At 60.7% G+C, this 26,934-nt stretch carries 24 protein-coding genes; 6 read left to right on the top strand and 18 right to left on the bottom strand.

All coding sequences use genetic code 11. From position 1 onward, the window contains the following. Nucleotides 1-19 precede the first annotated feature (19 nt). The 4 genes from DZK26_RS07235 to DZK26_RS07220 are packed head-to-tail and all read right to left on the bottom strand — an operon-like array spanning nucleotide 20 to nucleotide 3,238. Nucleotides 20-430: a biopolymer transporter ExbD gene (locus DZK26_RS07235; protein ID WP_116898801.1), complete on the bottom strand. Its 411-nt coding sequence runs from the start codon at nucleotides 428-430 to the stop codon at nucleotides 20-22. Beyond that, complete coding sequence (locus DZK26_RS07230; protein WP_116898802.1) at nucleotides 427-1,035, bottom strand: MotA/TolQ/ExbB proton channel family protein; 609 nt, start codon at nucleotides 1,033-1,035, stop codon at nucleotides 427-429. Before DZK26_RS07230 ends, DZK26_RS07235 begins: the two co-directional genes overlap by 4 nt. Continuing rightward, on the bottom strand, nucleotides 1,035-2,453 hold the full coding sequence (locus DZK26_RS07225) for a MotA/TolQ/ExbB proton channel family protein (protein ID WP_116898803.1): 1,419 nt from the start codon (nucleotides 2,451-2,453) through the stop codon (nucleotides 1,035-1,037). Before DZK26_RS07225 ends, DZK26_RS07230 begins: the two co-directional genes overlap by 1 nt. Further along, nucleotides 2,450-3,238 carry a DUF3450 family protein gene (locus DZK26_RS07220; protein ID WP_116898804.1) on the bottom strand — a complete coding sequence of 263 codons (789 nt, stop codon included), beginning with the start codon at nucleotides 3,236-3,238 and terminating at the stop codon, nucleotides 2,450-2,452. Before DZK26_RS07220 ends, DZK26_RS07225 begins: the two co-directional genes overlap by 4 nt. Nucleotides 3,239-3,427: 189 nt before the next feature. On the opposite strand from DZK26_RS07220, the gene DZK26_RS07215 reads away from it, so the two are divergent. Next, nucleotides 3,428-4,069: a thiopurine S-methyltransferase gene (locus DZK26_RS07215; RefSeq protein WP_116898805.1), complete on the top strand. Its 642-nt coding sequence runs from the start codon at nucleotides 3,428-3,430 to the stop codon at nucleotides 4,067-4,069. 50 nt (nucleotides 4,070-4,119) lie between these two features. Here the strand turns inward: DZK26_RS07215 and DZK26_RS07210 are convergent, their stop codons facing one another. Both DZK26_RS07210 and DZK26_RS07205 read right to left on the bottom strand, forming a co-directional pair. Continuing rightward, nucleotides 4,120-5,598, bottom strand: a complete 1,479-nt coding sequence (locus DZK26_RS07210) for a M20/M25/M40 family metallo-hydrolase (protein ID WP_181918448.1) — start codon at nucleotides 5,596-5,598, stop codon at nucleotides 4,120-4,122. 37 nt (nucleotides 5,599-5,635) lie between these two features. After that, nucleotides 5,636-8,314 (bottom strand): PD40 domain-containing protein, encoded by a 2,679-nt coding sequence (locus DZK26_RS07205; RefSeq protein ID WP_116898807.1) that lies wholly within the window; start codon nucleotides 8,312-8,314, stop codon nucleotides 5,636-5,638. 247 nt (nucleotides 8,315-8,561) lie between these two features. Between DZK26_RS07205 and DZK26_RS07200 the strand changes: the two genes are divergently transcribed. Beyond that, nucleotides 8,562-9,890 carry a DEAD/DEAH box helicase gene (locus tag DZK26_RS07200; protein WP_116898808.1) on the top strand — a complete coding sequence of 443 codons (1,329 nt, stop codon included), beginning with the start codon at nucleotides 8,562-8,564 and terminating at the stop codon, nucleotides 9,888-9,890. 159 nt (nucleotides 9,891-10,049) lie between these two features. Then, a complete protein-coding gene (locus DZK26_RS07195; protein ID WP_116898809.1) occupies nucleotides 10,050-10,823 on the top strand; it encodes a ferredoxin--NADP reductase in 774 nt (257 codons plus the stop codon). On the opposite strand, the gene DZK26_RS07190 is transcribed toward DZK26_RS07195, so the two are convergent. Both DZK26_RS07190 and DZK26_RS07185 read right to left on the bottom strand, forming a co-directional pair. After that, nucleotides 10,820-11,044, bottom strand: a complete 225-nt coding sequence (locus tag DZK26_RS07190; RefSeq protein WP_116898810.1) for a hypothetical protein — start codon at nucleotides 11,042-11,044, stop codon at nucleotides 10,820-10,822. The genes DZK26_RS07195 and DZK26_RS07190 overlap by 4 nt on opposite strands. Next, nucleotides 11,041-12,012 (bottom strand): alpha/beta fold hydrolase, encoded by a 972-nt coding sequence (locus DZK26_RS07185; RefSeq protein WP_116898811.1) that lies wholly within the window; start codon nucleotides 12,010-12,012, stop codon nucleotides 11,041-11,043. The genes DZK26_RS07190 and DZK26_RS07185 overlap by 4 nt, the downstream gene beginning before the upstream one ends. A 237-nt stretch (nucleotides 12,013-12,249) precedes the next feature. On the opposite strand from DZK26_RS07185, the gene DZK26_RS07180 reads away from it, so the two are divergent. Together DZK26_RS07180 and DZK26_RS07175 are read left to right on the top strand one after the other, a co-directional pair. Then, nucleotides 12,250-12,528 (top strand): metal-sensitive transcriptional regulator, encoded by a 279-nt coding sequence (locus DZK26_RS07180; protein WP_116898812.1) that lies wholly within the window; start codon nucleotides 12,250-12,252, stop codon nucleotides 12,526-12,528. 51 nt (nucleotides 12,529-12,579) lie between these two features. Then, nucleotides 12,580-14,877: a copper-translocating P-type ATPase gene (locus tag DZK26_RS07175; protein ID WP_258870885.1), complete on the top strand. Its 2,298-nt coding sequence runs from the start codon at nucleotides 12,580-12,582 to the stop codon at nucleotides 14,875-14,877. 84 nt (nucleotides 14,878-14,961) lie between these two features. Here the strand turns inward: DZK26_RS07175 and DZK26_RS07170 are convergent, their stop codons facing one another. From DZK26_RS07170 to DZK26_RS07160, 4 genes are all read right to left on the bottom strand, one after another. Then, a complete protein-coding gene (locus DZK26_RS07170) occupies nucleotides 14,962-15,261 on the bottom strand; it encodes a type II toxin-antitoxin system RelE/ParE family toxin (RefSeq protein WP_116898813.1) in 300 nt (99 codons plus the stop codon). Next, entirely contained in the window at nucleotides 15,258-15,557 is a 300-nt protein-coding gene (locus tag DZK26_RS07165) for a CopG family ribbon-helix-helix protein (RefSeq protein ID WP_258918356.1), read from the bottom strand. The genes DZK26_RS07170 and DZK26_RS07165 overlap by 4 nt, the downstream gene beginning before the upstream one ends. A gap of 157 nt (nucleotides 15,558-15,714) precedes the next feature. Beyond that, nucleotides 15,715-15,849, bottom strand: a complete 135-nt coding sequence (locus DZK26_RS14565; RefSeq protein ID WP_258870887.1) for a hypothetical protein — start codon at nucleotides 15,847-15,849, stop codon at nucleotides 15,715-15,717. After that, nucleotides 15,849-19,031, bottom strand: a complete 3,183-nt coding sequence (locus tag DZK26_RS07160; RefSeq protein ID WP_181918449.1) for a type I restriction endonuclease subunit R — start codon at nucleotides 19,029-19,031, stop codon at nucleotides 15,849-15,851. Before DZK26_RS07160 ends, DZK26_RS14565 begins: the two co-directional genes overlap by 1 nt. Nucleotides 19,032-19,232: 201 nt before the next feature. Here DZK26_RS07160 and DZK26_RS07155 point away from each other — a divergent pair, with 201 nt between their 5' ends. Next, a complete protein-coding gene (locus DZK26_RS07155) occupies nucleotides 19,233-20,582 on the top strand; it encodes an HNH endonuclease signature motif containing protein (protein ID WP_116898816.1) in 1,350 nt (449 codons plus the stop codon). Nucleotides 20,583-20,586: 4 nt separating this feature from the next. Here the strand turns inward: DZK26_RS07155 and DZK26_RS07150 are convergent, their stop codons facing one another. The 6 genes from DZK26_RS07150 to DZK26_RS07120 form a co-directional block, all read right to left on the bottom strand. Further along, entirely contained in the window at nucleotides 20,587-22,080 is a 1,494-nt protein-coding gene (locus DZK26_RS07150; RefSeq protein WP_181918450.1) for a serine hydrolase, read from the bottom strand. Nucleotides 22,081-22,299: 219 nt separating this feature from the next. Further along, nucleotides 22,300-23,055: a class I SAM-dependent methyltransferase gene (locus DZK26_RS07145; protein WP_116898818.1), complete on the bottom strand. Its 756-nt coding sequence runs from the start codon at nucleotides 23,053-23,055 to the stop codon at nucleotides 22,300-22,302. Nucleotides 23,056-23,570: 515 nt separating this feature from the next. Then, nucleotides 23,571-24,200, bottom strand: a complete 630-nt coding sequence (locus DZK26_RS07135) for a hypothetical protein (protein ID WP_116898820.1) — start codon at nucleotides 24,198-24,200, stop codon at nucleotides 23,571-23,573. Between the two features lie 506 nt (nucleotides 24,201-24,706). Then, a complete protein-coding gene (locus tag DZK26_RS07130; RefSeq protein WP_116898821.1) occupies nucleotides 24,707-25,519 on the bottom strand; it encodes a DUF3800 domain-containing protein in 813 nt (270 codons plus the stop codon). 85 nt (nucleotides 25,520-25,604) lie between these two features. Continuing rightward, nucleotides 25,605-26,201: a hypothetical protein gene (locus DZK26_RS07125; RefSeq protein WP_117238641.1), complete on the bottom strand. Its 597-nt coding sequence runs from the start codon at nucleotides 26,199-26,201 to the stop codon at nucleotides 25,605-25,607. Nucleotides 26,202-26,382: 181 nt separating this feature from the next. Continuing rightward, entirely contained in the window at nucleotides 26,383-26,838 is a 456-nt protein-coding gene (locus DZK26_RS07120) for a hypothetical protein (RefSeq protein WP_147306696.1), read from the bottom strand. Nucleotides 26,839-26,934: the final 96 nt, after the last annotated feature.

Here is a 26,934-nt window from a genome sequence, read left to right as displayed (position 1 = left end):
ATCCTCCTTGGTATTCAGTTCAACCACGACCGGCTTCTTCGACAGTGGCCACGCCGACGTCGGCGGCGCCGGAGCGGCGCGCCTGGTCGACCACCTCGACCAGCTTGCTGGCCGGTACATTGCTGTCGGTGACGACCAGCACGGATTGGGAAGCAGCGCCCTGCAGCATGTCCCTGAGCTTGCTCTGGATCACCCAGGTACGTATCGGCTGGCCGTCCAGCCAGGTCTCGCCGCTGTTGTCGATGTAGAGACGAATGGCCTTGGTCGACGCCTGCTCCGAGCTCGTGGCACTCGGGCGCTCGAGATCGAGCTTCATGTCCTTGACGAAAGTCGTCGAGACCATGAAGAAGATCAGCAGGATGAACACCATGTCGATCAGGGGCGAAATGTCGACGGCCTGTTCGGTGTTGGCGCGTTCGCGAAATCTCATGCCGGGCTGCCTTTCTGCACGTTGGCGCAGAGGATGTCCTTGACCTGGGCCAGCTCGATGCGGATCACGGTGGCGCGCTTTTCGAGCATGCCGCCGACGATCAGGCCGGGAATGGCCACGGCCAGGCCCATCTGGGTGGTGAAGAGTGCCTGGGAAATGCCGCCGGCAATGCCGCCCGACTGGGCGAACAGCGACATGTCACCAAGCGAATCGAAGGTTTCGATCATGCCCACCACGGTGCCGAGCAGGCCCATCAGGGGGGCGACGGCAACGATGGTCATGATCAGCTTGTGGAAACGCTTGATGTCGCGCTCGATCGGCCAGAAGGCATCGTCGAGCAGTCGCCTCAGGTCGCCGTGATTCGAGCGTGCGATCCGCAGCCCCTGCTCGATGGCCTTTTCGATCACGCCGCGTGGTGGATGACTGAGACCTACGGGGTGCTTCTGGATGATCCGCCGCACCGATCGCAGGTTGCCCCGCTTGAGCGCGGCGAACCGGTAACCGATGGCGAACCACAGCACCACCGTGGCCAGCACCAGCGGCGGCATGACGTAGCCGCCCACTTCGAAGTAGAACCGGAAGTCATTGACCAGTTCGTCGAACATCAGCCGCCGACCTGCTCCGTGTCGCCCCGGGCTTCGAGGTACTGGTTGGTCACGCGAAGCGTGGCCTTTTCCATGTCGTCCTTGATGCGCTCGGCCCAGCTCGAGAGCAGGTTGCCGAACAGCAGCGTCGGGATGGCCACGATCAGGCCGAGCTCGGTGGTCACCAGCGCGATCGAGATACCGCCCGACAGCAACTTGGGATCGCCGGTACCGAACTCGGTGATGACATCGAAGGTCGAGATCATGCCGGTGACCGTGCCGAGCAGGCCCAGCAGCGGCGAGACCGCGGCAATCACCATGATGAAGGCGCCGAAGCGGTTGAGATGCCCGGACTCGTGCAGGATCGACTCGGACACGATGTCTTCGAGATGCTCGCGATCACGATCGAGGCTGCGGATGGCCGAGGCCACGACGCGAGCGGTCGCGCCCTTGCGCTTCTTGAGCATCGACAGCGCGGCTTCACGGTCGCCACGGCGGACCGGTGCGGCCACGTCATCGAGAATTCGGCCGGTCGAGGTGCCGGCACGCCACAGGAACACGGCCCGCAGGGCGACCAGCGCGGCGGCCAGCAGACCCAGGAAGAAGATGATCCAGCCGATCACGCCACCGCTGGAGATGGTCTCGAATACGTCCTTGCTGCCCTTCTCTTCGACTTCCGAGCTGAGCGTTTCATAGATGAAGACCGGCAGGGGCGAGACCATCTTCCCGGCCGCCAGGGCACGGGCAGCCTCAGTCGACTCTTCATTCCATAGCTTGAGTTCGCCCTCGCCGGCCGGCGCCAGGGCGCCCGCACCGCGCTCGCTGACGCCGAAACTGGCGATGCGGCCCACGTGGATGATTTCGCCGTCCACCCGCGTGCCGTCGGCCAGGAAGAACTCACCGCTTTCCCGCTGAACTGCACCGCGCCGGGCCAGCTCCGCCCGGACGTTTTCGAACATCGCAGCCACGTCATCGGCCTGCGGCACCTCGTCGCCTTCGAGCTGCGGGGCTTCCCAGCCATCGATCGTTGCCTCGGCCTGGAGAAAGGTGTTGGCCAGCAGGTTGACGTTGTCGCGGGCCGACTCGACCGAGCGCTCGGACTCGAGCACCTGTTCATCGAGGCGATCACCGCGGCTGGTCAGCTCGACCACCCGACGCTCGAGTGACTGGATATCCGACTGCAGCTGTTGCCGATCGGCTTCGCTGGTTTCCTCGAACTCGGCGATGCGCCGCTCCAGGTCGCGCTTTTGCCCCTGCAGGAAGGCGAACTCCCGCTGAAAGGCCTGTTCCAGCGAAGGGGCCTGGGCTGCCACGGGCGGTGCTTCGGTTTCGGTCTGCTCGGTCTCCGGCTGCACCGGCTCGGACTCCTGCGCGGTCGCCGGCGCCGCCAGCCAGGCGGCGGCGAGCAGGATCAGAATGTGAAAGATGCGGATGCTCATTGTTCGGACTCCAGCCGGATGGCGCCGTTGGGCAGTTCGAAATAGCCGGTGCGGATCTGCTTCTTGAGGGACTCGAACAGCTTGTCGATGCGCTGGATGGCCGCCCTGTCGTCCAGGCGGGCGAAGCGCCAGTCCTCGCCGCTGCGTTCGGCCTGACCGTACTCGCCGTCGCGTGTCTTGAAGTACATCGCCACCGTGCCCAGGCGCGCCACGTCCGCCAGGACCTGTTCGCCGTCGAGCTGGATAACCTGGCTGTGGAGGCCGTTCTCGCGCGTCAGCCGCAGTTCGTCCTCGTAGAAGCCCCAGAGTCGATTGACGGCCCGCGGCGGCGCCAGGGAACCGGTTTCGAGCTGCGTCTGGATTTCCTCCAGCGCATCCATGCGCTCCTGAGGCTTGAACGGCAGGGAGGTTTCGATGTGTCGCCGCAGGGAGGCAATCGCTTCCTCGGCTACGGGCACCAGCGATTCGCCGGCGATGCCCGCCTGCTCGGCACGCTCGCGGTTGGTTTCGAGATCGGCTTCCAGCTGGTCCACGCGCAACTGCTCGCGCCGCAACGTGGCCTCCAGCTCGCCCTTCTGGGCGGCCAGCGAACTCATTTCGTTTCGGTGCCGGTCCTGTTTGCGGTTGAGCTCGGAATTGAGCGATTCGACCTCGCCGCGAATGCGCACCAGCTCTTCGGCCAGTGCTTCCAGGTTATCCCCGTCGCCCGCGGGCTGGGCCGAGAGAATCAGGGGAAACAGCAGCATCCCCACGATTAACCCGGGCTGATAGACTCGCCTGTACATGAAAGCTCTACCCGTGATGTGTGTGGCGTTGAACTAATGTCGGCTACGTTAGCGATGCTTCATTGCACATCGGTGACGCGAATATGACGCCTCTGTTTCAAGTGCTGTCATCGAACTGAAATCATCCGTTTGACCATTCATGAACGTGGAGCTACAAGTCATCGCAAGATCAAGGACTTCAAACGAGTAATGGAAAGAGACTTCTGGCGTGAACGATGGAATCGTGGCGAGATCGGTTTTCATCAATCCGACATCCACTGGGCACTCAAGCGTCACTGGGATGAAATAGCGGATGTGCATGCCGGCCGCGTGCTGGCCCCCCTGTGCGGCAAGAGTCTGGATTTGCGCTGGCTGGCCGAGAATGGTCACGAGGTGACCGGCATCGAGCTTAGCGCCAAGGCAGTCAAGGAATTCTTCGAAGAATGGGGCAAACAGCCAACGCAATCAGCCGTCGCGGAGCTCACGTACTGGCGCGCCGGGGGTGTCGAGTTGGTCGAGGGCGATTTCTTCGCCTACGCGACCAACGAACCTTTCGACCTGTTCTATGACCGTGCCGCCCTCATCGCCCTGCCCCATGACATGCGGCCCGCCTATCTGGACCATTTGCGCACTCTGCTGACTGACAAGGCCCGCGGTTTGTTGGTGACCTTCGAGTATGACCAGACCGAAATGGACGGCCCGCCTTTCGCCGTCCTCGAGGATGAACTGACGGACTATCCCGGCCTGCAGTTCCAGCTGCTCGAACGCCGCGACGTATTGGCTCAGCATGCGCGCTTTGCCGAACGCGGGCTGACCGCCCTGCACGAATGCGCGTGGCTGGCGATGCCGTGACCTCTAGAAAAACCGAGTATGAGTCGACCAGGCACTGTTGTCGTTCACCTTCATTCCTGTCGCTCGATCAGTCGCTGATAGAACACCACTCCGCGGGCGAGTGAATCGATCGGCAGGCGTTCATTCGTGTCATGCGGGTTAAGGGAATCGCCTTCCCTGATAACAACCGGCTCGAATTTCAGCAGTGCATCCGCAATGGGTGCGTAATGCCTGGCATCAGAGGCCGCCAGTCCAAAGCCCGGAATCAGTGGATCGATCGACCCGTAGACCTCGCCGATCACTTCCTTGAAATGTGTCACCTGCGGTGCGGACGGATCGGTCGCCGGGGGCGCTTCAAACGCACGTTCCTGGTGTATGGAAACCTTGATGGAATCATCATTGATTGATTCCCGGACCCAATTTCGGACGAACTCGATGTCGTCGCGTGGATGCACTCTGAAATTGATGAGAGCGTGTGCCGTCTTGGGAAGCACATTGTCTTTCTGGCCACCATCAATCACGGTCGGCGAATGCGTGGTGCGCAGAATCGCGGCGCCTCCCGGCATGGACTCGATGATCCGTTCGACCACTGGTTTGGTGATCCACGTGTTTGCCACGAGCAATCGTTCCAGGTAGGACCGACGCTGCACCCTGGCCTTGACCATTTCCAGCGCGAGGCCCTGCAGACCGCCCGGCATCGTCGAATCCGACAGCCGCATGAGCGCTCGTGAAAGGCGAAGAATTGCATTCGGTCTGAGCGGGAGCGCAGAATGTCCACCGACCCCGGTGGCCTTCAGTTCCAGGGTCACATAGCCACGCTGGGACAAGGTTACCTGTGCCCATTTTCTTGATCCGTCGGCATGGATCGAACCACCACCTGATTCGTCGAGAACCCAATCAAAGTGGATGCCCCGCTCTGCGAGCCTTTGCGACATGGCGCCAGCCCCGTTCGAACCGCCAATTTCCTCGTCATGTCCGAAAAGCAGATAGATATCGCAGGACGGTGTATAGCCGTCCTCGGCAAGTCGCTCCACGGCTTCCATGATCATGACGAGATTCGACTTGGTGTCGACCGATCCACGTCCCCAGACATAGCCGTCGGTGACGGTGCCGCCAAAGGGTGGGTACGACCATTCCTCGATGCTCTCCTCTTCAACCGGAACCACATCGAGATGGCTGATGAAGCCGACGGGCTTGCAGTCGGATCTTCCGGGCCAGCGATAGAGCAGCGACAGTTCGTTGACTCGCTCACGCTCCATCACGCCATGGGCGTCTGGATAAGTCGCCTCGAGCCAGTCATGAAACGCCAGAAAGGGTTCGGCTTCGTTCGGCAGCTGCGTATCGCTGGATATCGTACGAAATCGCACCGCCTCGGCAAGGTGGGTGGCAACCTCGGCCCCATCAATGCCGCTCACCCGCTTTTCAATCTCCTCGCCGGGTGGTTCCGCATCGATTCGCGTCGACGGCATTCGTGCCGTATTCCAGACCATGACGGCAATCAGTCCAAAGCAGGCAATCGTGATTGCCGCCAGGATTACTTTCCAGGGCATCATTCCCTCCTGTACTCATCTCTGAGTACTCCGGCAATCACGTATCCGGTGAAGCGCCTCTGCTGGCCTCGCCCTCGGGCAAGGCGGTCTCATCGCGGTAATGGTTTTCAAGCTTGTTCCGAACGTGCCTGGCGCCATCTTTGGTCAGGTGCCCCAGCTCATCACGAAACTGGCGGCAGCTTTTCACTCTTGCCTCGGGCCCGGCTTCCACCATGCCCCGCTGTGTAACTCGGCGGATGCCTTCGACAATTTCGGGATGGTTGCGGGCCGCAAGAACCTCCTGGCACTCCCCTTCGGATGCCCCCACCACGGGCTGCATCACGATCTGTCGGACGGCCGGGAAGTTCTTTCGGATCAGCTTCGCGACGGATTCAATGACGCTTGCCCACTCGTCCGCTGACCGGGCCGCGCCGGAGACGTTGAAGACCACCCGGTCGACCTCATCACGGTCGCAGTGTGCTGTCTTCTCGTGTGTCGTGGCGGGAGTTGCCGACCAGGCCGGAAATTCGGGATCCGTCCACTTCTCGACGGCCGCGCCCATGTAGAAACCGCCCTGCCACTTAGGCAGGAACGCCCCGGCCTCCAGCGTTGGAGATTGCGGCGGCCCGTCGCCTGCCATGTAATCCGCCAGCGACAGCCCGCCGTACCACTCCAGTGACTGGGAGAATCCGAGTACCTGGGTGCATGAAAATTCATCCGGCGTTTTCTTGCGGCCCCACCGGGCCAGCCCGTTTTCCCACTTGTCGTGGGTCAGTCGAACGGCATCGCCGCCTTCGACTGGGATCGTCCAGAGCTCACCGTAAGGTTGCGGTGCCGGGGCCAGAAGGCGCTCATCGTTCATTCCGCCACGGCCGGATATAAACAGAATCCACTTGCCGTCCGGCGAAAATCTTGGATGCATGTCGCGCCCCGGAGCGCCGACCAGATCCGGCTCCAGGAATCGCCGCTCGCTGCCGTCGAGTCGCTGTATAAGGAGCCGATAGCCGGCACCGCCGCCGTAGCCTTCCTGTCCAATCTGTTCGAGTTGTTCTCCATCTTCGGACTCAAGACGCTCCCGGCCGGTGGCGAATACGATCCACTCGCCGTTCGGTGAAATGTCGGGTGCGGTATCGGTGGCTGGATGACGGGTGAGCCGGCGCGGATTGGCGCCGTCGTCTTCCATGATGTAGATCTCCTTGTTGCCGTCGCGGCCGCTGCGGAAGACGATGTGTTCGCAATCCGACGACCATGCCGGAAAGGCATCGTTGGCGGTCTCGTCATCGGTCAGGTTCTTCAGCTCCGTGCCGTCTGGCTGCATCGTCCAGATATCCACGGGTGCATCCACCGGTGCGAAATCGGGCCCGGCGTTGAATGCAATACGTCCGTCGCGCCGACAGGTGGATGTCGCCCAGCCACCGAGTGAATCGCTGTCGAGCACCACCCGCCGCCCGGAGCCATCAATTCGGGAAGTCACGATCGGTGGAATGCCGTGGTCCTCGACATAGCCCGTCTGCGGGAGGGATTCGCCGTAGGCCAGCCGGCCGTCAGGCAGGAAGTCGGGAAAGTAGCCATGCATGCCGACCAGCTCGACGGTTCTGTCCGGCAGCGGCACGGTGGCCTGTGTGCCGGGCCTGAGAAGAGGATTGCCGTCGGCCTTGGGGCTCAACCTCTCGATGGGGCCCGGGCCGTGACAGGCGACCTGTCCGTCGGGACCGACGGCGGGGGCGAAACAGACCGGTTCGGAGTCGGTGCTCGAAAGTATTGAAGGGTCGGAGCCGCCGGCCGCCAGAGAGTAAATCGTCCCCGATTCGTCCGACAGGGACTGCCGGGGCGGCAACGCCGTCTGGCCGTGGAAAATGACCCGGTCATTTCCGCCGACCGCAGGCGTGAGCATATGCAAGGAATCGGATTGGACCAGGGGACGAGCGTCGTTGCCGTTGGCATTGACTTGCCAGATATCGGCTGACCATTCGGGGCCGGACATCATGCCTGCGATCTCGGCGGTGTGGAAATGGACGGCGTCCCCATCCCGCGACCAGGCCGGCGCTCCGAAGATACGCGCGCCGGGCTGCATGCGAAACGGAACCTCGCCCACCAGCCGCCGCCTGTTCGATCCGTCGGCGTCCATCAGATGGATGTGGGTCACGATCGATTGCGCGCGAGCGGCGCGGGCAGGATTGTCCAACTGGACGTCGGATTGCTCCAGCTGGCGCGAGAACGCGATGGTCGAGCCGTCCGGCGAGAACGCCGGCTGGAAGTCGCCGATTGAATCCCGGGTCAGGTTCACGGCAGCTTCTTCCGCCTCGGCCGGGGCATCCGGCTTAAACGGCATGACGAAGATGTCGGCATGACCATCGCGGGTGCTGACGAACACGATCCTGTCGCCGTCTCTCGAGATGTCGGCGGCATCGTCCATTCCACGACTGCGGGTGAGGCGAACCGGATCGCCGCCATTCTTCAGGTCCAGCGCATGTAGATCGGCGTTGCCGCTTCGCTCGGATGTGAAGACCAGCCACCGGCCATCCGCCGAGAATGCGGGGTTGTAGTCCAGTGCGGGATGATCGGTGATTCGCCTGGGTTCGCTGTCCTTGCCGTCGACAAGGTAGATATCCTGATTGGCCGGGCGAAGGGTGGTGAAGACGATGGTTTCTTTCGGGTCTTCAGGGGGCGAGGCCAGACATGGCCAGCCCGGACCCAGCAAGAGCAGGACAGTCAGGTGCTGGAGGATTTTCGGCATTGCAACGCCTCCCAGCCAAGCCGCAATCCGAGGGTAGCGCCCGAGACTGGCCGGTTCAAGTTTCGGCTTTTCTCCCGTTTACGGAGGATTCGTGCTATTGTGCGTCCCGCACTCGGCCGCTGCGCTTACCTGTAGCGGATGAACCGGTGCCCTCTCGCGGATTGCATTTAGACCAAGGCCTCTCCCCGATTTGTAGCTCGCCCGATTGACGGGCTCTTCTTCGCCTTGGTTTAAACAAGGAACATCCATGAATTTCGATTCCCTCGGCCTCAAGGCCGAATTGCTGCGTGCTGTCAGCGAACAGGGCTATACCCAGCCCACACCCGTCCAGGTAAAAGCCATTCCGGTCATTCTCGAAGGCCGTGACATCATGGCCAGCGCCCAGACCGGCACCGGCAAGACCGCCGCCTTTACCCTGCCCTTGCTGCATCGACTGAGCGAACAAGGCGGTCACCAGCGCCAGCCGCGCGCGCTGATCCTGGCGCCGACGCGCGAACTGGCCGCGCAGGTCAACGAAAACCTGCGCGCCTACGGCCGTCACGTCAAACTGCGCTCACTCGAGATCTTCGGCGGCGTGAACATCAACCCGCAGATCTCCAAGCTGCAGCGCGGCATCGACGTGCTCGTCGCCACGCCGGGTCGTTTGATCGACCACATGCAGCGCGGCACCGTCGATCTGTCCAAGATCGAGTACCTGGTACTCGACGAGGCCGATCGCATGCTCGACATGGGCTTTCGTCCGGCCATCGACCAGATCGTCAAGGCCCTGCCGAAGCAGCGCCAGACCCTGCTGTTCTCCGCCACGTTCTCGAAAGAGATCACGCAGATGGCGCACAACTTCCTCAAGAATCCCGAGCGTGTCGAGACCGCCGCGCCGAACTCGACGGTCGATGCCATCGCCCAGCAGGCCTTCCGCGTCGACCAGAAGCAAAAGCGCGAAGTGCTCTCGTTCCTGATCGGCTCGAACAATTGGCAGCAGGTCTTGGTGTTTACCCGCACCAAGCATGGTGCCAATCGCCTTGCAAAACAGCTCGAGACCGACGGTCTGCCAGCCGTCGCCATCCATGGCAACAAGAGCCAGGGCGCGCGTACCAAGGCACTGAGCGAATTCAAGAAGAACAAGGTGCGCGTGCTGGTCGCCACCGACATCGCCGCGCGCGGTCTCGATATCGATCAGCTGCCACACGTGGTCAACTACGACATTCCCAACGTGCCGGAAGACTACGTGCACCGCATCGGTCGTACCGGTCGCGCCGGACGCGACGGCCTGGCCGTCTCGCTGGTGGCCGGATCCGAGCATGGTCTGTTCGAAGACATCCGCAAGCTGGTCAAGACCGAGATCCCGACTTACGGGGTCGACGGGTACGAACCCACCGAACCGCTCTCGCGGGAAGCCGGCAAGACGCCTGCCCGCGGTGGACGCGGCAAACCCGGCGGAAACCGGGGTGGCGGTGGCGGCAACCGCGGTGGCGGTGGCCGGGGCAACAACGGCGGCAATCGCGGCCAGAAGTCGGCCCGCGGCAACAATCAGAGCCGCAATCGCGGCCGGCGCGGACAGCAATCCAGGGCCGCGTAATCACGGGAAATTGCTTTGGCGACGGGCCTCCGGTCCGTCGCCGCTGTAACCGTGACCCAAGCTGCCCTACGGAATGGAATGCCTTGATTTGAGACAAGGACTTTCCCGGCTCCTTCGTTAGCATGCATCGCTTTACCCGGTAGGAACCCACCCCTGACCATGGACAAATTCCGCCGCGAGCGCGTGTTGAGCGTGCATCACTGGAACGACGGCCTGTTCAGCTTCCGGACCACGCGCGATCCCGGCCTGAGGTTCGAAAGCGGCCAGTTCATCATGATCGGCCTGCCCGTCGACGGCAAGCCGCTGATGCGTGCCTACTCGTTTGCCAGTGCCGCCTGGGAGGAAGAACTGGAGTTCTTTTCCATCAAGGTGCCCGACGGCCCGCTGACCTCCCGCCTGCAGCACCTGCAAGTCGGCGACGAGATCCTGCTGTCGAAAAAGCCCACGGGCACCCTGCTGATCAGCGACCTGCATCCCGGCAAGCGCCTCTACCTGCTGGGAACGGGCACCGGCCTGGCGCCGTATCTGTCCATCATCAAGGACCCTGAAACCTACGAGCGCTTCGACAGCGTCATCGTTGCCCACGGCGTGCGGCTTGTCGAGGATCTGGCCTACCGGGAACACATCACGGATGAACTGCCAAACCATGAGCTGCTTGGCGACATGATCCGGGGGCGCCTACTCTACTACCCCGCCGTTTCCCGGGAGCCGTTTATCCACAGCGGTCGGCTGACGGACCTGCTGGATTCGGGACAAATGACCAGCGATCTCGGGCTGCCGGATCTGGACCCGGAAAACGATCGCGTCATGCTCTGCGGCAGCATGGCCATGCTGAAGGACTTCCGCGAGCTGCTCGATGAGCGCGGATTCCAGGTCAGCCCTTCAATCGGCCAGGCGGGCGATTACGTCTTCGAGCGGGCGTTCGTGGGTTAGGGACCGCCGCCACCAGCCCCGCCCTTGGGCGGAGGTGCCCATCCTCGCAAACGAGCCGTGGCGCCGAAGATTCCCAGTACCGGCAGCAGCACCTCCAGCCAGGAAAGCTTCGTGGTTTCCGCCAGCCAGCCGGCCAACGCCACCGCAATGATCGCCACGCAAGCGGCGATCAGAATCCAGCAGACAACGGCCTCGGATCCGCGGGCCGGGCTGTATTTCATTCGACGACCCGCCCGTCCGGGATCACGTCTCCGAGCGCCTCGAGATACGCTTCCGGCGCCTCGATATGCGGCAGATGGCCGATGCCCTCGAACCGCACGACCTCGACGTCGGGGATCATTCCGGCCACCTTTTCGGTCAATGCCGGGTAATCGCCCATCTTCTCGGCCAGTGCCTCGTCGACCAGGTTGCGGCCGATGGCCGTGCGATCGCGCAGGCCGATCATCAACACGGTGGGTACGGCGAGCTGGTCGAACTGGTACACCACCGGCTGCGACAGCACCATGTCGGCGGTCAATGCCATGTTCCAGGCGAATCGTTCCCCTTCGTCACCTTCGTAGGCTTCGGCCAGCATGCGGGCCCAGGGCTCGTAGCGCTCTTTCCAGTCGCCGTCGTAGTAGCTGGCCCGCTGGTACGCCCGGATCGATTCGAAGTCCTTCTGCAACTCGGCTCGGTAGATCCGCTCGATCGGCACGTACGGCACGCCCATGGCGCGCCAATCTTCCAGACCAATGGGATTGAGCAGCACGAGCTGATCGGCAAACTCGGGATACTGAAGGGCAAAACGCGTGGCCAGCATCCCGCCCATGGAATGTCCGATCACGTGCGCCGCCGACACATCCAGATGCGCCAGCAATGCACGTGTATTGGCAGCGAGCTGGTCGAAGGTGAACTGGTAGTGTGCCGGCATGGATGAGCGGCCGAAACCAATTTGATCTGGTACTACGACGCGAAAGCCGCGTTCGGTCAGGAAGTCGATGGTCTGGTGCCAGTACGCGCCGTTGAAGTTCTTGCCGTGCAAGAGAACAAAGGTGCCGCGGGGCTCGACATCCGGCATCACGTCCATGTAGGCCATCGACAGTTCCTGACGCTGGCTGTCGAAGTCGAACGATTGCACCGGGTGGGGGTAGTCGCCGGCATGAGACAGGCCGATGACGAACAGCAGAACGGTAGCGGTGGCTATGCGCATGAGAATGCTCCGGGGAGAAATCTTCTAGACCGTCGCACAGTCTACAGCCTGTACGCTTACCCTCGGGCCGGCCCCTCGCCAGCCCTTCCCCATTTGCGGATACCCCCTGCAATGTCATGAAACGTTCTATATACGACCTGAAATATGTTCCATAACATCCTGAATAAACAGAATATATATTGACCTCAACCCTTTTCGAGTTGCATAGCATACCCCCTAGGGGTATCATGTTTCCCCATGACTCGGCACCCCTCCCATCATGAACAGCTGCGCCGCCTGAATCGGGCGCGGGGGCAGCTCGACGGTGTCGTCAAGATGATCAACGAGGAGCGCTACTGCGTCGATATCCTCACCCAGCTCCGGGCGGCGCGGTCGGCGTTGCGGGCGGTGGAGGACGGCGTGTTGCGCACGCATGTTCAGCACTGCATTCAGGACGAGCTGGCCAAGGGGCGCACATCCGAGCCGAACGAGCGTATCGACGAACTGGTCGATGTGCTGACCCGTTACGGGCGCTGAGGCGCCCTGCCCCATCTCCTCTTTCTTTCCAATCAATTCGCGAGCTTTGCAATGAGTGAAAACGAGCACCACTGCTGCCACTCGGAACACGAGCATCATCACACCGACGGCAATCAGCCTTCGGGCGACAAGGCGTATTACTGCCCGATGTGCCCGGGCGTGGAATCCGACGAGCCGGGTACCTGCCCCAAGTGCGGGATGGCGCTGGAGAAGGCGCAGTCCGGTCCGTCGACCAAGACCGAGTACACCTGCCCGATGCACCCGGAGATCGTGCGCGACGAACCCGGAGACTGTCCGATCTGCGGCATGGCGCTGGAGCCGCGGACCGTGACTGTCGAAGAAGAGGACAATCCCGAACTGGTCGACATGAGCCGACGCTTCTGGGTGAGCGTGCCGCTGTCGGCCATCGTGCTGTTCCTGGCCATGGGCAAGATGTTCATTCCCGGCCTGGAGGAAGTAATTCCGCATCAGCTCGGCATCTGGCTGGAGCTGGTTCTCGCCACGCCGGTGGTGCTTTGGGCGGGCTGGCCGTTCTTCGTGCGCGGCTGGTTGTCCGTTCGCACCATGAACCTGAACATGTTCACGTTGATCGCGCTGGGTGTTTCGGTCGCCTACATCTACAGCGTGGTCGCAACCGTGGCGCCGGGCATCTTTCCGCCAACCATGGTCAACGAGCAAGGCACGGTGGGCGTGTATTTCGAGGCGGCGGCCGTGATCGTCACCCTGGTGCTGCTCGGCCAGGTGCTGGAACTGAAGGCGCGTTCGAGGACCAGCCAGGCCATTCGCGCCCTGCTCGGCCTGGCGCCGAAAACCGCGCGGCGCATCGACTCCGACGGCAACGAGGAAGACGTCCCGCTCGAGGACGTGCAGATCGGCGACCGGCTGCGCGTGCGTCCCGGCGAGAAGATCCCGGTCGACGGCGAGGTGGTCGAAGGCCGCTCCAACGTGGATGAGTCGATGATTACCGGCGAGCCGGTCAAGGTCGAGAAATCTTCCGGCGAGAAAGTGATCGGGGCGACGGTCAACGACTCGGGCACGCTGGTGATCGAGGCCAAGCAGGTGGGCAACGACACCGTGCTGTCACAGATCGTGCAGATGGTGGCCGAGGCGCAGCGCTCGCGCGCGCCGATCCAGAACCTGGCCGACGTCGTGGCAAAGTATTTCGTGCCGGCGGTCGTTGCGGCAGCGGTGATCGCGTTCTTCGCCTGGCTGAGCTTTGGCCCCGAGCCGAGACTGGCCTACGCCGTCGTCAATGCCGTGGCCGTACTGATCATCGCCTGCCCCTGCGCGCTGGGCCTGGCCACACCGATGTCGATCATGGTCGCCACCGGCCGCGGTGCAGGCATGGGCGTGCTGTTCCGCAATGCCGAGGCGATCGAAGTCTTCCGCGAGGTCGACACCCTGATCGTCGACAAGACCGGCACGCTCACCGAAGGCAGCCCGAAACTCGCCGACATCAAAACCGCCGAAGGCGTGGATGAAGCCGACCTGCTCGGCGCCGTCGCCTCGCTCGAGCGCGCCAGTGAGCACCCGCTGGCCGAATCGATCGTGGAAGGCGCCAAGGCCCGTGATATCGAGCTGACCGATGTGTCCGATTTCGAGTCCGTCACCGGCCAGGGCGTGTACGGCCGCGTCGGCGAGCAGCAGGTCGCCCTGGGTAACCGCAAGCTGATGGACACGCTCGACATCGACGTCGAAGCACTGATCGATACGGCCGAAGAACTGCGCGGCAAGGGCCAGACGGCCATGTTCGCCGCCGTCGACGGCAAGGCTGCCGGCCTGATCGGCGTGGCCGATCCCATCAAGGAAAGCACGCACGATGCGATCGAGGCCTTACATGAAGAGGGCCTGGAGATCGTGATGGTCACCGGCGACAGCGAAACGACAGCCAAGGCGGTGGCGAAGGAGCTGGGCATCGACCGGGTCTTTGCCGACGTCGCGCCGAAGGACAAGGCCGAGAAGGTCAAGGAACTGCAGGAGCAGGGACGCACCGTGGCCATGGCCGGCGACGGCATCAACGACGCCCCGGCCCTGGCGCAGGCGCAGGTCGGCATCGCCATGGGCACGGGTACCGATGTGGCCATGGAATCGGCCGGCGTCACCCTGATCAAGGGGGATCTAAACGGCATCGTCCGCGCCCGTCGCCTGTCGCGCGCGACCCTGGCGAACATCAAGCAGAACCTGTTCTTCGCCTTCGTCTACAACAGTCTGGGCGTGCCCGTCGCCGCCGGCGTGCTCTACCCGTTCTTCGGCCTGTTGCTCAGCCCGATGATCGCCGCGGCCGCCATGAGTTTCAGCTCGGTGTCGGTGATCGGCAATGCCCTGCGGTTGAACAAGGTATCTATTTGAGCGAAACGCCTGCGCGGCCCGGGACCCTCAAGTGATCCACTGTCGGTGGCGCACCCTGAATGCGTTGGGCCCTGGAATCACGGCCTATTCGCGTTCGTCTTGCAGCGGTGGCCATTGGCGATGAGTGTGGACCAACCCGAGAATCCAAATGCGGTCACTCTTCGAGTCGACTTCGTAGATCAAACGGTAGCTTTCGTGAACGATGAACTCCCTTGTACCCGGCACCAGACCATCCTGTCCCAGTTGCGGGTGATCACCGAGCCGATGCACTGCCGTCCCGAAGCGCTCGTCCATTCGGGCCGCAGCGAAAGGGTCCTCCCGTGCAATCCAGGCCCAGATTTCGAATCGGTCTGTCCGCGCCTCCGGCGTCCAGACGACTCTCACGGCTCGGCAACCTTCATGGCCTCGTTTCGAAGGGCGGCAAATTCCGCTTCCACCTGCTCGGTATCCAGCGCGCGGCCGGCGCGCATGGACTCGCGTGCCCGTTCCACCTTGCGCTCCAGCCAGGCTTGGTAATTCTCATGCGCTGTCTGCTTCTCGATATATTCCCGCATCAGTTCGCGCATGACTTGTGATGCCGGACGGCCCTCCTCGCCGGCCGCCGCCACAAAGGCCTCGCGCAGTTCGGGCTCGAGCTTCATTGTGAAAATGGCGTCCTTGCTCATATGAATGCTGCCCAATTGAAGTAATTACTTAGTATATACCTCAGGCCGATCACGGACCAACAACTCGGTTTCGCACAATCCGGACGCCCAGCCTGGGCGTACCCGTCGCCACCGGCGCGCTCCACCCCTTCCTTGGCCCACGGCCTGGAATTCCGGGCTACCAGACGCAGCTTCATTCCAGCTGCATTCGGGACTCGAACTCGCCCTGGCTGCCGCGTTCCAGCGGCGCGATCTCGTCGCGGTCAAACAGCCGCTCGAAATAGCCCTCGGGCCACTCGGACACCTGATCCTTTAACTCTCTATCCATCAATCAACTCCTCCCACACGCGCCGTGCCATCCCGCTCGGCCATCAGCCGCAGCACGGCCCAGGCCAGGCCGTTGAGGTTGTTGTCGGTCTCGAGCGCCTTGGTGGCCAGTTCCTCGTGGTCGGACATGGCGTCGAGCACGATCTGTTCGAGCAGGCGCGGAAACCGGCCGTGCATCACCTGCTCGGGGGTGTGGCTGCGGATCTGATCGACCACGCCCTCGTCGCGGCTCATGCGATCGGCCAGGTTGTCGGCGAACTGGAGCTGGTCGCGGTCGTCGACCTCGGTACCGAACAGGTCGTTGAGCCGCTCGATGATCTCGGCCAGGCGTTCCTTTTTGGGATCTTTCGGCTTTCCGCTACCGACTTCCGAGACCGGATCGAGGCCGTACTCGCCCTGCTCTTCCCCCAGCCGGATGCTCTGTTCGTTCTGCTTGTTGAGCCGGTAGTGGGTCAGGTCCAGTTCGGACAGGTCGAGATCCTCGTCGTCGAGGCGCTCGGTGCGAAGTAGCGGATGCAGATGGCGGGCGAACACGCACAATGCCTCCAGCTCCCGGTCGTCGTAGTCGACGATCTGGGCGAGAAACTCGTAGGTGCGATAGAAGCTCTGCAGGTCGCGCCGGAACAGATCGAGCGCATCGCGCCGTTCACCGGCCTCGGCCAGTTCGTGCTCGGCGCGCTGGCGCCCGTCGCGGTTGCCATTTTCCTCGGCGCGGCGCTTTTCGGCCTGCCAGTGGCGCAGGTCGGCCAGCGCATCGTGATAGCGCTTCCTGAACCGCTCAACGGCCGGCGCCGTGTAATACGAAAGCGTCGAATTCGACGCCTTCTTGTCGTGAAAGGCGCGAAAGAAGGACTCGACCTGGTGCCACTCGTAGACGCGCGCCTCGTTGAGCTTGCGCTGCAGGTCGAAGACGATGTCGGGGTCGGAGACGTCGGTCAGCTCGGCGGTGTTGTAGTAAGGCTCGAAGGACGCGCGCACGTCCTCGGCATCGTTGACGAAATCGAGCACGAACGGCGCTTCCTTGCCCGGGAAGCGGCGATTGAGCCTTGAGAGGGTCTGCACACAGTCGACGCCCTGCAGTTTGCGGTCGACGTACATGGCGCACAGCCGCGGCTGATCGAAACCGGTCTGGAACTTGTTGGCGACGATCATCACGTTGAAATCGCCGGTGTTGAAGGCCTCGCGATGATCGCGCCCCTTCAGCCCGGGGTTCAGTTCGCCACTGGTCTCGGTAACTTCCGCCGGAATGTACTCGTCGGCCGGCACCGAGCCGGAAAACGCCACCAGCGGATGCACGGAATCGTAGTTCTTCTCGTCAATATAGCTACGCATGGCCAACTGATAGCGCACCGCTTCCTGGCGGCTGCCGGTGACCACCATCGCCTTGGCCTGCTTGTCGAGCAGCGGATAGACCTTTTCGCGGAAATGCTCGACGATGACCTCGACCTTCTGCTCGATGTTGTAGGGATGCAGGCGCACCCAGCGCGCGATGCGCGTCGAGGCGCGGCGGGCGTCGACCTCCTGATCATCGGCGTCGGGATGGGCCAGGCGAAAGGCGGTCTTGTAGGTCACGTAGTTGTGCAGCACATCGAGAATGAAACCCTCCTCGATGGCCTGGCGCATGGAATAGACGTGAAACGGCACCGGTTTGTTGTCCTCGGCCGGCGGGCGCTCGGGATCCGGCCGGGTGCCGAACAGCTCCAGGGTCTTGCCCTTGGGCGTGGCGGTGAAGGCGTAGTAGCTGATCGTCTCCGAGGGCTTGCGCGCGGCCACGGCGGCATCGAGCAGTTCCTCGGCACTGAGATCCTCGCCCTCGGGCCGGTCGACGCCCAGCAGCGCCTTGAGTTTGGCCGCCGCCTGGCCGGTCTGGGACGAATGGGCCTCGTCGGCGATGACGGCATAGGTGCCGGCCTTCAGATCCGGATGCTGGTCCAGCGCCTCGAACAGTGCGGGGAAAGTCTGGATGGTCACCACGATGATGCGCGTGCGCGCCTCGAGCGCCGCGGCAAGCTGATCGCGCTTGCTCCGCCCACCCTCGTCGCGGCTGATCGGTTGCACCACGCCGGTGGCATGCTCGAACTGGTAAATGGTGTCCTGCAGCTGGTCGTCGAGCACGGTGCGATCGGTCACCACCACCACCGAGTCGAAGCGCTTGTTGCCGTCGTCGTCGTAGAGCGCGGCCAGTTGGTGCGCCGTCCAGGCAATCGAGTTGGACTTGCCCGAGCCCGCGCTGTGCTGCACCAGGTAGCGCTTGCCCGGACCGTCGCCGCGGGTGGCGTCGAGGAGCTTGTTGACCACGTCCCACTGGTGATAGCGGGGAAAGATCATGGTCTCCTTCTTGTGCCACTTGCCGTGGAAGTCCTGCTCGGACTTGACCTCCAGGTGCAGAAAGCGCCCGAGAATCTTCAGCCAGTTGTCCGGGGCGAAGACCTCGTCCCAGAGATAGCCGGTGGCATAGTCGTCCTCGCTCGCCGGCGGCGGATTGCCCGCCCCACCGTCGGGCGTGCCCTGGTCGAAGGGCAGAAACACCGTGTTGTTGCCGGCCAGCTTCGTGGCCATGGCCACCTGCGCCTGGCTGACGGCGAAATGCACCAGCGCACCGCGCTTGAAGGTCAAAAGCGGCTCGGGCTTGCGGTTGGTCGGGGCGCGCACCGGGCGGTCGCGGCGATACTGGCGCTGGGCGCGTTCCAGGGCCTGCTTGAACTCGCTCTTCAATTCCAGCGTGGCGGTGGGAATGCCGTTGACGAACAGCACCAGGTCCAGGCGCGGGTTGTACTCGCCGGTCCGCGCGTGCGGTGAGTAGGACACCTCCGGCACCACGCGCAAGCGGTTGGCGCGATAGCGCGCCAGGGTATCCTCGTTCATGCCGTGGTCGGGTTTGAAGGTGCACAGGCTCACCCGCGCGCCGGGCACCTTGAAACCGTGACGCAGCACATTCAGCGTGCCGGCCTTGTCCAGTTCGCGCGCGACCTTGTCGAGCAACGCCGATTCCGGGTCGCGCTCGTTGCGCTTGCAAAACCGCTCCCACTGATCCGGATGCGCCTCGCGGTAGTAGCCGACCACGTCCTCGGCATACAGCGCCCGGGCGCGGTCGTACCCCTCCGAACGACCCACCAGCCACCCGCCGGCGGCCATCGCATCAACTATGTCCTGCTGGAATTGCGCTTCGCGCGGATCGGCCAACGTCCCGCCCTTCTTGTTATGGAGGCGCAGCCCATGCTAGCGGGCGCGGACGCGGGGCACAAGCTGGCCCACAGCAACGGGAAGGTACTGTCAATCTCCTGTACATGCAGGGACGATCTAACCCCATGAAATAATGATGATTTCTGGATTTTTGCCCGGCATTACTGTATACTTGTATAGCATTCAGAAGAGGGCCTCATCATGGCGTTGACAACCCCCATCACCCCCACCCTGCCGCAATCGGAAATCCGCCAACTCGAGGACCGGATCACCGAGCTGGCGGCCCATATTCACGCAGCAAACTACCGGCTGCTGACCCTGATCCGGCAGTTCGACGAAGCCGCCGGCTGGGCCGAACCGGATATACGCTCCTGCGCCCACTGGCTCAACTGGAAATGCGGCATCGGCCTGAACGCGGCCCGCGAAAAGATTCGCGTGGCCCATGCGCTCGGCGATCTGCCCAGGATCAGCGCATCGTTCGCCAAAGGCGAGATCAGTTACTCCAAGGTGCGCGCCGTGACCCGGGTGGCGACACCGGAAAACGAGGAATTCCTGCTGATGATCGCACTGCACGGCACGGCGTCCCACGTCGAACGCGCCGTGCGCCAGTACCGCCGGGCAAAGCGCAACGAAGCGCTCGAAGCGGAAAACGATCGACACGAGCGCCGGCGCGTGATCTGGCGGATGGACGAGGACGGTTCCTTCCTGCTCCACGGCCGCTTCACGCCCGAACAGGGCGAGCGCATCATGAAGGCCGTCGACGCCGCCATGGACGAGACCGAGGCCGAGCACCGGGACGTTTCCGCTGAAACGTCACCCGAGCCGGATATGAACAAGCCCCTCCCCTGCCCGATCGAGCAGCGCCGGGCCGATGCGCTGGAACGCCTGTCCGACGCCTTCCTGTCCGGTAACCAGGGCACGGTCAGCGGCGGCGACCGCTGCACGGTGCACGTGCATACCGACGTGGATACCCTGCGCGAGGATGGCGAGGGCGCCGAATCCACGCTGGAAAATGCCGGAAACGTTTCCGCGGAAACGTCCCGGCGCCTGGCCTGCGACTGCGGCGTCGTGCCGTGGACGGAATCCGGCGACGGCGAAACCCTGGACGTGGGCCGCAAGACCCGCTCGATCCCGCCGGCGATTCGCCGCGTACTACAACGACGCGACGGCGGCTGCCGATTTCCAGGCTGCACGGCGCATAAGTACGTCGACGCCCATCACATCATCCACTGGGCCGACGGCGGCGAGACCAAAGTCGACAACCTGGTCACCCTGTGCCGACACCATCACCGCGCCGTGCACGAAGGTGGTTTCGGTGTCCGCATGGGTGCCGACGGGCAACCGGAATTCACCGATCGCCACGGCCGGTACATTCCCGAGGCGCCAAAACCACGTTTCCGCGGTAACGCCTTCGCGCTGATGACGCAGAACCGCCGCGCGGGCGTCGACGTTTCAGCAGAAACGTGTGTGCCAGCCTGGGACGGCGAGCCGATGGATGATGATCTGGTGGTCGAGGTGTTGTACCAGATGGAATCGGCAAGGACTGGCTAGTCGTTCAAGCCCCTTTATTGACGGACAGCGTGAATCGGGCCAGGAGCACGGCTCGGAGGATCGCGACGCCAGCAGCCAGACCGCCGCCGATGGTCAACAACCAGGCCAGGTCCGGTGCGAACAGAAATACGCCCCAAAGCGTCGTGTCATTGAAGTTGGGCAGGACCACCAGCAAGCCATAGCAAATAGCGAGCAGCAGACCGATGGGAACACCCACTCGCCAGAGCAACTCCCGGACATCGAACGGATATTTCAGCGCGCTCAGGGAACCGGTTGCATAGCTTCGAACGAGCCTGATCGCCCATACGGCCAGGGCGCCTATCAGGATCACGAGAAACAGCAAGGCCGCCCAGTCCTTGGGGCCCGGGCCGTCTTTGGCCGGCTCGCTTCCGACGATCATTTGCAGCGGGCCCTGGGTCAATGCTCCAACTCTCGAAAAATGAAACCCGCCACTGCGAGCATTGGCCATGACGGCCAAAGCCGTCCTTTCCTCCGGAAAGATCGCCATGACATTCGTGGCGCCCGGGCATTCTCCGCTATGCCAGAAGGCCGCATTGCCATTCGGCTCCGAGTACCGCCACCCCATTTCACCCGGGCCGGATCGATGCTCACGCACGGTACTGAAAAGCAGCTCGAACGTTTCAGCGGAGAGCAACCGCGAATCCCGATTCATCATGGCGAGCAGATACCGGCCCATATCCCCGGCAGTCGAATAAATCCCGGTCGGCCCGACGGGCCCCTCATCGACCTGGGCATCATATTCAACCGGATAACCAAACCAGAACCGGAAAGAAGCGGCCGGATCCGGATGATCACCGCCCTCCCCGCGCACAAAGCTCCGGTTCATTCCCAGAGGCCCGAAAATGTTTTCCCGGAAATACCGCGCATAGGACATGCCGCTCACTTGCTGAACCAACTGCGCGAGCACCAGGTAATTGGCGTTCGAATAGTCCGCCACACCACCCGCTTGTCTCACGGGCTCCATCCTGGCTATTTCCTCGACCAGCGCTTCCAGGGATTCAGGCTTCGCAAGGTCGAGCCTGCTGGTCTGAATAACCTGATTGCCCTGCAGCGTCGAGAAACCACTGGTATGAGTCAGCAGGTGAAATACGGTAATGGGTTCGGAAGTGCCCGAGCTTGACTGGAAGGAAGAAACATAACGGCCAACCGGCTCATGCAACCGTATCTTCTCGTGATCGATCAGCTGCATAACGGCAAGTGCCGTAAAGGACTTCGTCAAGGACCCGATACACATCGGCACCCGGGAATCAAGCGCGCCCTGCCCGCCACCAGCATGCCCATATCCTTTCTGATAGGAGATGCCGCCGTCATCAACGATCACAAGCGATACGCCAGGAACACCGGAAGATTCCATGCGATCGGTTACGAAAGAATCAATAGTGCTTGTGTCCACTGAAAATGACTGCGCCGCTGGCATCGGCACTGCCAGCAGGCAAAACAGGACTGCGGATAACCCTTTTAGGTACGTGCTAGCCATTCTCATGCAGAGGCTTTGATTTCCTCGCTGCTACTGCGGCCACTGTTGCTCAAAGTAGCGCAAAATCTGCGAAAATTTCAACTTCGGAGCGAGTGGCAATCCGATTTCCTCGACCGCCGTGGCCGGCGCATTCCCCAGGCGCCAAAACCACGTTTCCGCGGTAACGCCTTCGCGCTGATGACGCAGAACCGCCGCGCCGGGGTCGACGTTTCATGACCTTTACGGGATGGACTTCCTGGCGATGTATACACCGTAGCTGAAATATGCCTTGTATTTTTCATAAAGCTCAATTTCATGGCGCTCTGCCTCAACAATTCTGAGGGCCTCTTCGCTATCTCCGTGCCGGTTCAGGAAAGCGCTGAAGTTCCTACGCATTGGCTCGTAATAATTATCGAGCCAGCAATGCTTTGGCAGAATGAAGTAGCCGATAGGTGTATAACCGTTTTCTTCCAGTATCTTTATCTTTGCTGATGCCGTATCTATTTCCGGATATTCATCGTCCCAGTGGTTTTGAAGCTCCGAAGGGCGGGATATAGTAAGCCAGGTAATCTCTGAGGCAATAAGCAGACCGCCTGGCTTCAAGTAGCGCTTCCAATCCGCGACACCTTTTTCAAAACCAATGTTGTAGATGGCGCCTTCAGACCAGATAACATCGAAGTTCTCGTCCTCAAATGGGAGTTGCTCCATCGATGCGCAAAGAGGGGTGATTTTGTCCTCAACACCGTCACTCTGAGCCCTGGCCATCAGAACATCCATAAAGTCCTGAAGGAAATCGACAGCCGTAATCTTTGCATTCAACGATCGAGCCAAAGCCAGCGTAGAGGCACCAGTGCCGCAGCCAATATCGGCAATTTTCAACGGCGCATCTCGATCTATACCGGCGAGACCAATCGCCTTTTCAGTCTCAGCATCGCCTCCGGGCCCTTGACGGTTAGCGCCCTTGTGCAGATCTACAAGTAATTCAAATTCGTCCACTATCGTATCCTACGATGCTTGTAACCGTAACGAATTAGCTAAGCGGCGCGCGTAGGCGTATCCGGTGGAGGCCCGTCAGGGCTAGAGCGTACTTGAGCGGCTTATTAAAGTGCATATCCAACGATGCGCGATTGCAGCCCTTACTCAGGGCAGGCTATTCTGAGTTCCTTCCGATTAAGACCCGCTTTTTCTGAAACTGTCTCATATCCGTCGGGACATGTTTCATTGGCTTCTCTATAGCAAATACCCCAACCCGTACTCGCCCCACACGCAATTAAATATTCAACTCGTCCATCAGGCCGATTGATTTTCTGCGTGGTGGTGCAGGACGCGAGAACAAGCGGTGCTACAAGAAAAATGAAAACGTAGATCAATTTCATTTGCGAATCAATTACTATACTTTAATGTTGGCGCTCTTCCGCGTTTGACGGCGACCAACCGGAACGGTAGCGAAGGATGGAAGCTGTAAAGCATCGGACTATAGTGTCCTTGTTAGAAGGCATAGTTCGCACGCTTCAAACCCCCGGCAGGGCTTGCTTAGGCGGATGATTAAAGATTTCACAAATGCATACAAAATGAGCAGATTCCTTCTTCTCAAAGCTAGACGCCGCTTTCACCGTTCGACGAACGTGGTACACCCCCGCCGTTTCTGGAATTTCGTGCGCGTGAAGTCTTGACTGACCTTTTTCCGGATCGACAAATCTCCCAGGTAACTTTGCTTCGGATGCGACGATCAAGAAAGCACGAGCTCCATGGCGGCACATCTCCTTGAAATGCAACAAGCGCCGTAGATCTTGATCGATTTCTGCCGGTGGCGCCGTCGCGCGCTTTACCTCAAATACGAACTGTACAGCATCCCAAACGTGCTCTTTGTATGGATCGGGACAGGCCGCATCCAGTATTGCTAGGTCGGCCCGCCAAAGGTCCCCAAGCTCGTTCCTGCCGGCAGTATCGGCAAGCCGACGGTACAACAGCTCCGGGTATAACTTTTGGTCAGATGTGATTTTGGACTGAATGAGATTGCACGATTCAGCGACGAGCGAGGCCTCCGCAAGTGGATAGTTTCGAAAATAGGCCCTACGGTAACCGACCCAAAACGCCAGTCCTTGGAGCGCGTCTTCTAGAAATGGGAGCCGTTCAGGCATTCTGTATCCCATACGATTAGCCTTCTAACCTAAAAGCATTGATCGGCTGTGCGCAGCATGGCGGATAAATGCCTGTTCCACTGAGCCGCGCATCAGGATTGCGTACTCTTAACTAATGGGCCTTGCTTTTGCAGGCTCGGAAGCCGGAGCATAATCTGGCCGTTCACCTGGACCGCCGGTTGCGGTTTGCATTCGAATTTCGCCAACTCCTCGCTACCACTGGGTTCCCTGAGGTGCAATGTATCGCGAAATACGCTGAAATTCCAACATCTGGCCGTGGGGTCGAGGGGCAACCCTTTTCCCTCAACCGCCGGGGCCGACCCATTCCCGAGGCGCCAAAACACGTTTCCGCGGTAACGCCTTCGCGCTGATGGCGCAGAACCGCCGCGCCGGCGTCGACGTTTCCGCGGAAACGTGTGTGCCAGCCTGGGACGGTGAACCGATGGATGATGAGATGCGGGTCAAAGCGCTGCGAAAACCAGGGGTCAACGGCGCATGGCTGGGTATCAAATGCAGCACTCTGGCGCTACCGACCGAAACAATTGAGCTGCGTCACTCGGTTGCTTTTTGGGGTAGATATGTCCATTGCCAATGGTTTGTGAAAGAATATCCTCTGCCCAGGCTCCAACTTTATTTCGTTCATCAGTGTACTTCGCTTCATCTAACCCCGTCTCAAGCTCAAATTGACGACGAAGAATGAAAGCATATAGGTCCGCGACCTGCACCAATTCGACTTGCTTCGAATCAACGAAATGCGGAACATCAACTAATTGATCAAGAGCTTTCCTTCCCCTTTTCCTTTCATAGTACTCATCGGTCCATTCAGGTGGGTTTAGGATTAGGTCAGTAAACCTGTCTTTCTCCTTAACTTGCTCGTCAAACACCAATACAGTGTGGCCCTTGTTTTTAGATTCACCTTGGTGCCGACGCTGCACACTCAGGGCGACATGAAGCGCCATTGTCCTCCAGGCGCTCAAACCTTCAAAACGAGCATCTTCATTTCGCTTTTCCTCATAGCGCTGAATATCCAATGCCGAATAGACCACTTTGTGCTTTCGGTCCTTCATCCACTTGACGATAGCCGATATAATGCTCGCGCGATGAGGTCCATCCAATCCCTTCCAGATGCCTGAACCAGAATAGAATTTCCGGGAATGGAACTCCCGAACAGGCTGCCCTACTATATCCGAAAGTTGACCCAATAAACCTGACCACGTATCTTTGGTCAAGTGCATTCGGTGAGCATCAGCAACAACACCAGCCATTACCGAAATGGGCTGATCTCCCGTTCCACTTTCATCAAAGTAGCAAAATTTCATAGAATACCTACCGATTTATATAAGCGGTACGCGTAAACGTGTCCAGTAGAGGCGCGCCAAGCCTGAAACGCACTTTAGTATTTTATTATCGAAGTTTCCACATTTGGAAAGCACGATTCAGTTCATCCCTTAGAGGATCGATAAAGAATTTCTCATTTAAAAGCACAAGGCAGTTCGCGTCAGTATCAATTAGCTTAAATACTTTTCCGAGTGGATCGTCGGCGATCGTGTGAGAATCGAGCATCGGCGAAGGGAAGAACATTCCGCCATCGTTCGATAAAAGGTATTCGTCTAGTCTTTCGTCGAAGTGTTCCCGGATATTTCTCATCCTTCTGTCGGCCAGTGGGGAATCCTTCTTAATCTCAAAATGTCGCTTCAATACGTCGGCTCGAGCAAATCGCAATGACTTCCGATAATTTTTGAGACCAGATCGAGAAGGAAAAAAGAACCTTGACAGGGCGGCTATGTGGGAGACCGCTTCTTGTGCTGCTGAGATCAGCTCCTCGGCGTCATCGCTATCAGATACCAACTGATCATATCGCTGAAATGCGGCTTGAGCTCGATCGTAGTTGTACTTGATGGAAACCTGATAGAAAGCAAGGTGCATCGCTTGGAGCCCGCCCGATTGCTGCACCGTAATCTCGGCTCGCATCTCCAACTCCTCGTCTGTGATATTTCTCACGTCTCCGGCTTCCATATTGTCTAGCGTAACGGGCTTTCTTTGTAGCGCAGCGGCAGAAGTCGGTCGGCGTTGGCGATTCCGTCAGAGGAGCCCTGCCGCATGGTCTTAGCCGGCTTTGTCAGCCCCAAAGTTACCCGGAGTCGGAATCCGGGCCCTTCTCGGTGTCGGCTGCAAGGTTTTGTTAGTCGATCGTTCCAAGGAAATCCACCAATCGGTTCACGGCTTTCTGCGCGGATCGCTGCTTTATCAACCCTTCTTTGGCGGCACCGCTAACCAGAAGTAGGCAGCAACCAGTGTCGATACCGATCACTTCGACGTGTACCAGCGTGGGGTTCATATTGAGAAAACCGGACCCCAAGATGCCGGATATCTTAGGGTACTGCGACGGGCCTGCTTCGCTGTCGTTCGCGAGTCGTCCTTCCTTCAAAAGATATGAAGTCAACTTGGTGAGAGTTGTCCTGACATCCCGCGGCACGCTCACTTCTTTTAGATATTGCTCCGTGGGCAAAAATCGGGCTGCAAGACTTGCTCCCAATGAACCGCCAGCTGCCCCAGCAACCCCACCGCCGATCTTGCCTCCAAGTGATCCGACTTTGCCAAGTTCCCTGGCAAGTATTTGATCTTGTTGACTGCTCATCTTCCTTCCTCAGACTAACGATTTAGCTGAGCAGCGCGCGTAAGCGCGTCCGGTGGAGGCCCGACAGGGCCGGAACGTACTTGAGCGACTTGTTAT

This window comes from Wenzhouxiangella sp. 15190 (assembly GCF_003417465.1).
In the GTDB taxonomy this organism is placed as follows: Bacteria; Pseudomonadota; Gammaproteobacteria; order Xanthomonadales; family Wenzhouxiangellaceae; genus Wenzhouxiangella.
This window is presented reverse-complemented; position numbering and strand designations above follow the sequence as displayed.

What these genes read in the sequence shown, in the direction of transcription:
- DZK26_RS07235 (WP_116898801.1), bottom strand. Translation starts at nt 430, where the DNA reads ATGAGATTTCGCGAACGCGCCAACACCGAACAGGCCGTCGACATTTCG.
- DZK26_RS07230 (WP_116898802.1), bottom strand. Translation starts at nt 1,035, where the DNA reads ATGTTCGACGAACTGGTCAATGACTTCCGGTTCTACTTCGAAGTGGGC.
- DZK26_RS07225 (WP_116898803.1), bottom strand. Translation starts at nt 2,453, where the DNA reads ATGAGCATCCGCATCTTTCACATTCTGATCCTGCTCGCCGCCGCCTGG.
- DZK26_RS07220 (WP_116898804.1), bottom strand. Translation starts at nt 3,238, where the DNA reads ATGTACAGGCGAGTCTATCAGCCCGGGTTAATCGTGGGGATGCTGCTG.
- DZK26_RS07215 (WP_116898805.1), top strand. Translation starts at nt 3,428, where the DNA reads ATGGAAAGAGACTTCTGGCGTGAACGATGGAATCGTGGCGAGATCGGT.
- DZK26_RS07210 (WP_181918448.1), bottom strand. Translation starts at nt 5,598, where the DNA reads ATGCCCTGGAAAGTAATCCTGGCGGCAATCACGATTGCCTGCTTTGGA.
- DZK26_RS07205 (WP_116898807.1), bottom strand. Translation starts at nt 8,314, where the DNA reads ATGCCGAAAATCCTCCAGCACCTGACTGTCCTGCTCTTGCTGGGTCCG.
- DZK26_RS07200 (WP_116898808.1), top strand. Translation starts at nt 8,562, where the DNA reads ATGAATTTCGATTCCCTCGGCCTCAAGGCCGAATTGCTGCGTGCTGTC.
- DZK26_RS07195 (WP_116898809.1), top strand. Translation starts at nt 10,050, where the DNA reads ATGGACAAATTCCGCCGCGAGCGCGTGTTGAGCGTGCATCACTGGAAC.
- DZK26_RS07190 (WP_116898810.1), bottom strand. Translation starts at nt 11,044, where the DNA reads ATGAAATACAGCCCGGCCCGCGGATCCGAGGCCGTTGTCTGCTGGATT.
- DZK26_RS07185 (WP_116898811.1), bottom strand. Translation starts at nt 12,012, where the DNA reads ATGCGCATAGCCACCGCTACCGTTCTGCTGTTCGTCATCGGCCTGTCT.
- DZK26_RS07180 (WP_116898812.1), top strand. Translation starts at nt 12,250, where the DNA reads ATGACTCGGCACCCCTCCCATCATGAACAGCTGCGCCGCCTGAATCGG.
- DZK26_RS07175 (WP_258870885.1), top strand. Translation starts at nt 12,580, where the DNA reads ATGAGTGAAAACGAGCACCACTGCTGCCACTCGGAACACGAGCATCAT.
- DZK26_RS14565 (WP_258870887.1), bottom strand. Translation starts at nt 15,849, where the DNA reads ATGGATAGAGAGTTAAAGGATCAGGTGTCCGAGTGGCCCGAGGGCTAT.
- DZK26_RS07155 (WP_116898816.1), top strand. Translation starts at nt 19,233, where the DNA reads ATGGCGTTGACAACCCCCATCACCCCCACCCTGCCGCAATCGGAAATC.
- DZK26_RS07150 (WP_181918450.1), bottom strand. Translation starts at nt 22,080, where the DNA reads ATGGCTAGCACGTACCTAAAAGGGTTATCCGCAGTCCTGTTTTGCCTG.
- DZK26_RS07135 (WP_116898820.1), bottom strand. Translation starts at nt 24,200, where the DNA reads ATGCCTGAACGGCTCCCATTTCTAGAAGACGCGCTCCAAGGACTGGCG.
- DZK26_RS07130 (WP_116898821.1), bottom strand. Translation starts at nt 25,519, where the DNA reads ATGAAATTTTGCTACTTTGATGAAAGTGGAACGGGAGATCAGCCCATT.
- DZK26_RS07120 (WP_147306696.1), bottom strand. Translation starts at nt 26,838, where the DNA reads ATGAGCAGTCAACAAGATCAAATACTTGCCAGGGAACTTGGCAAAGTC.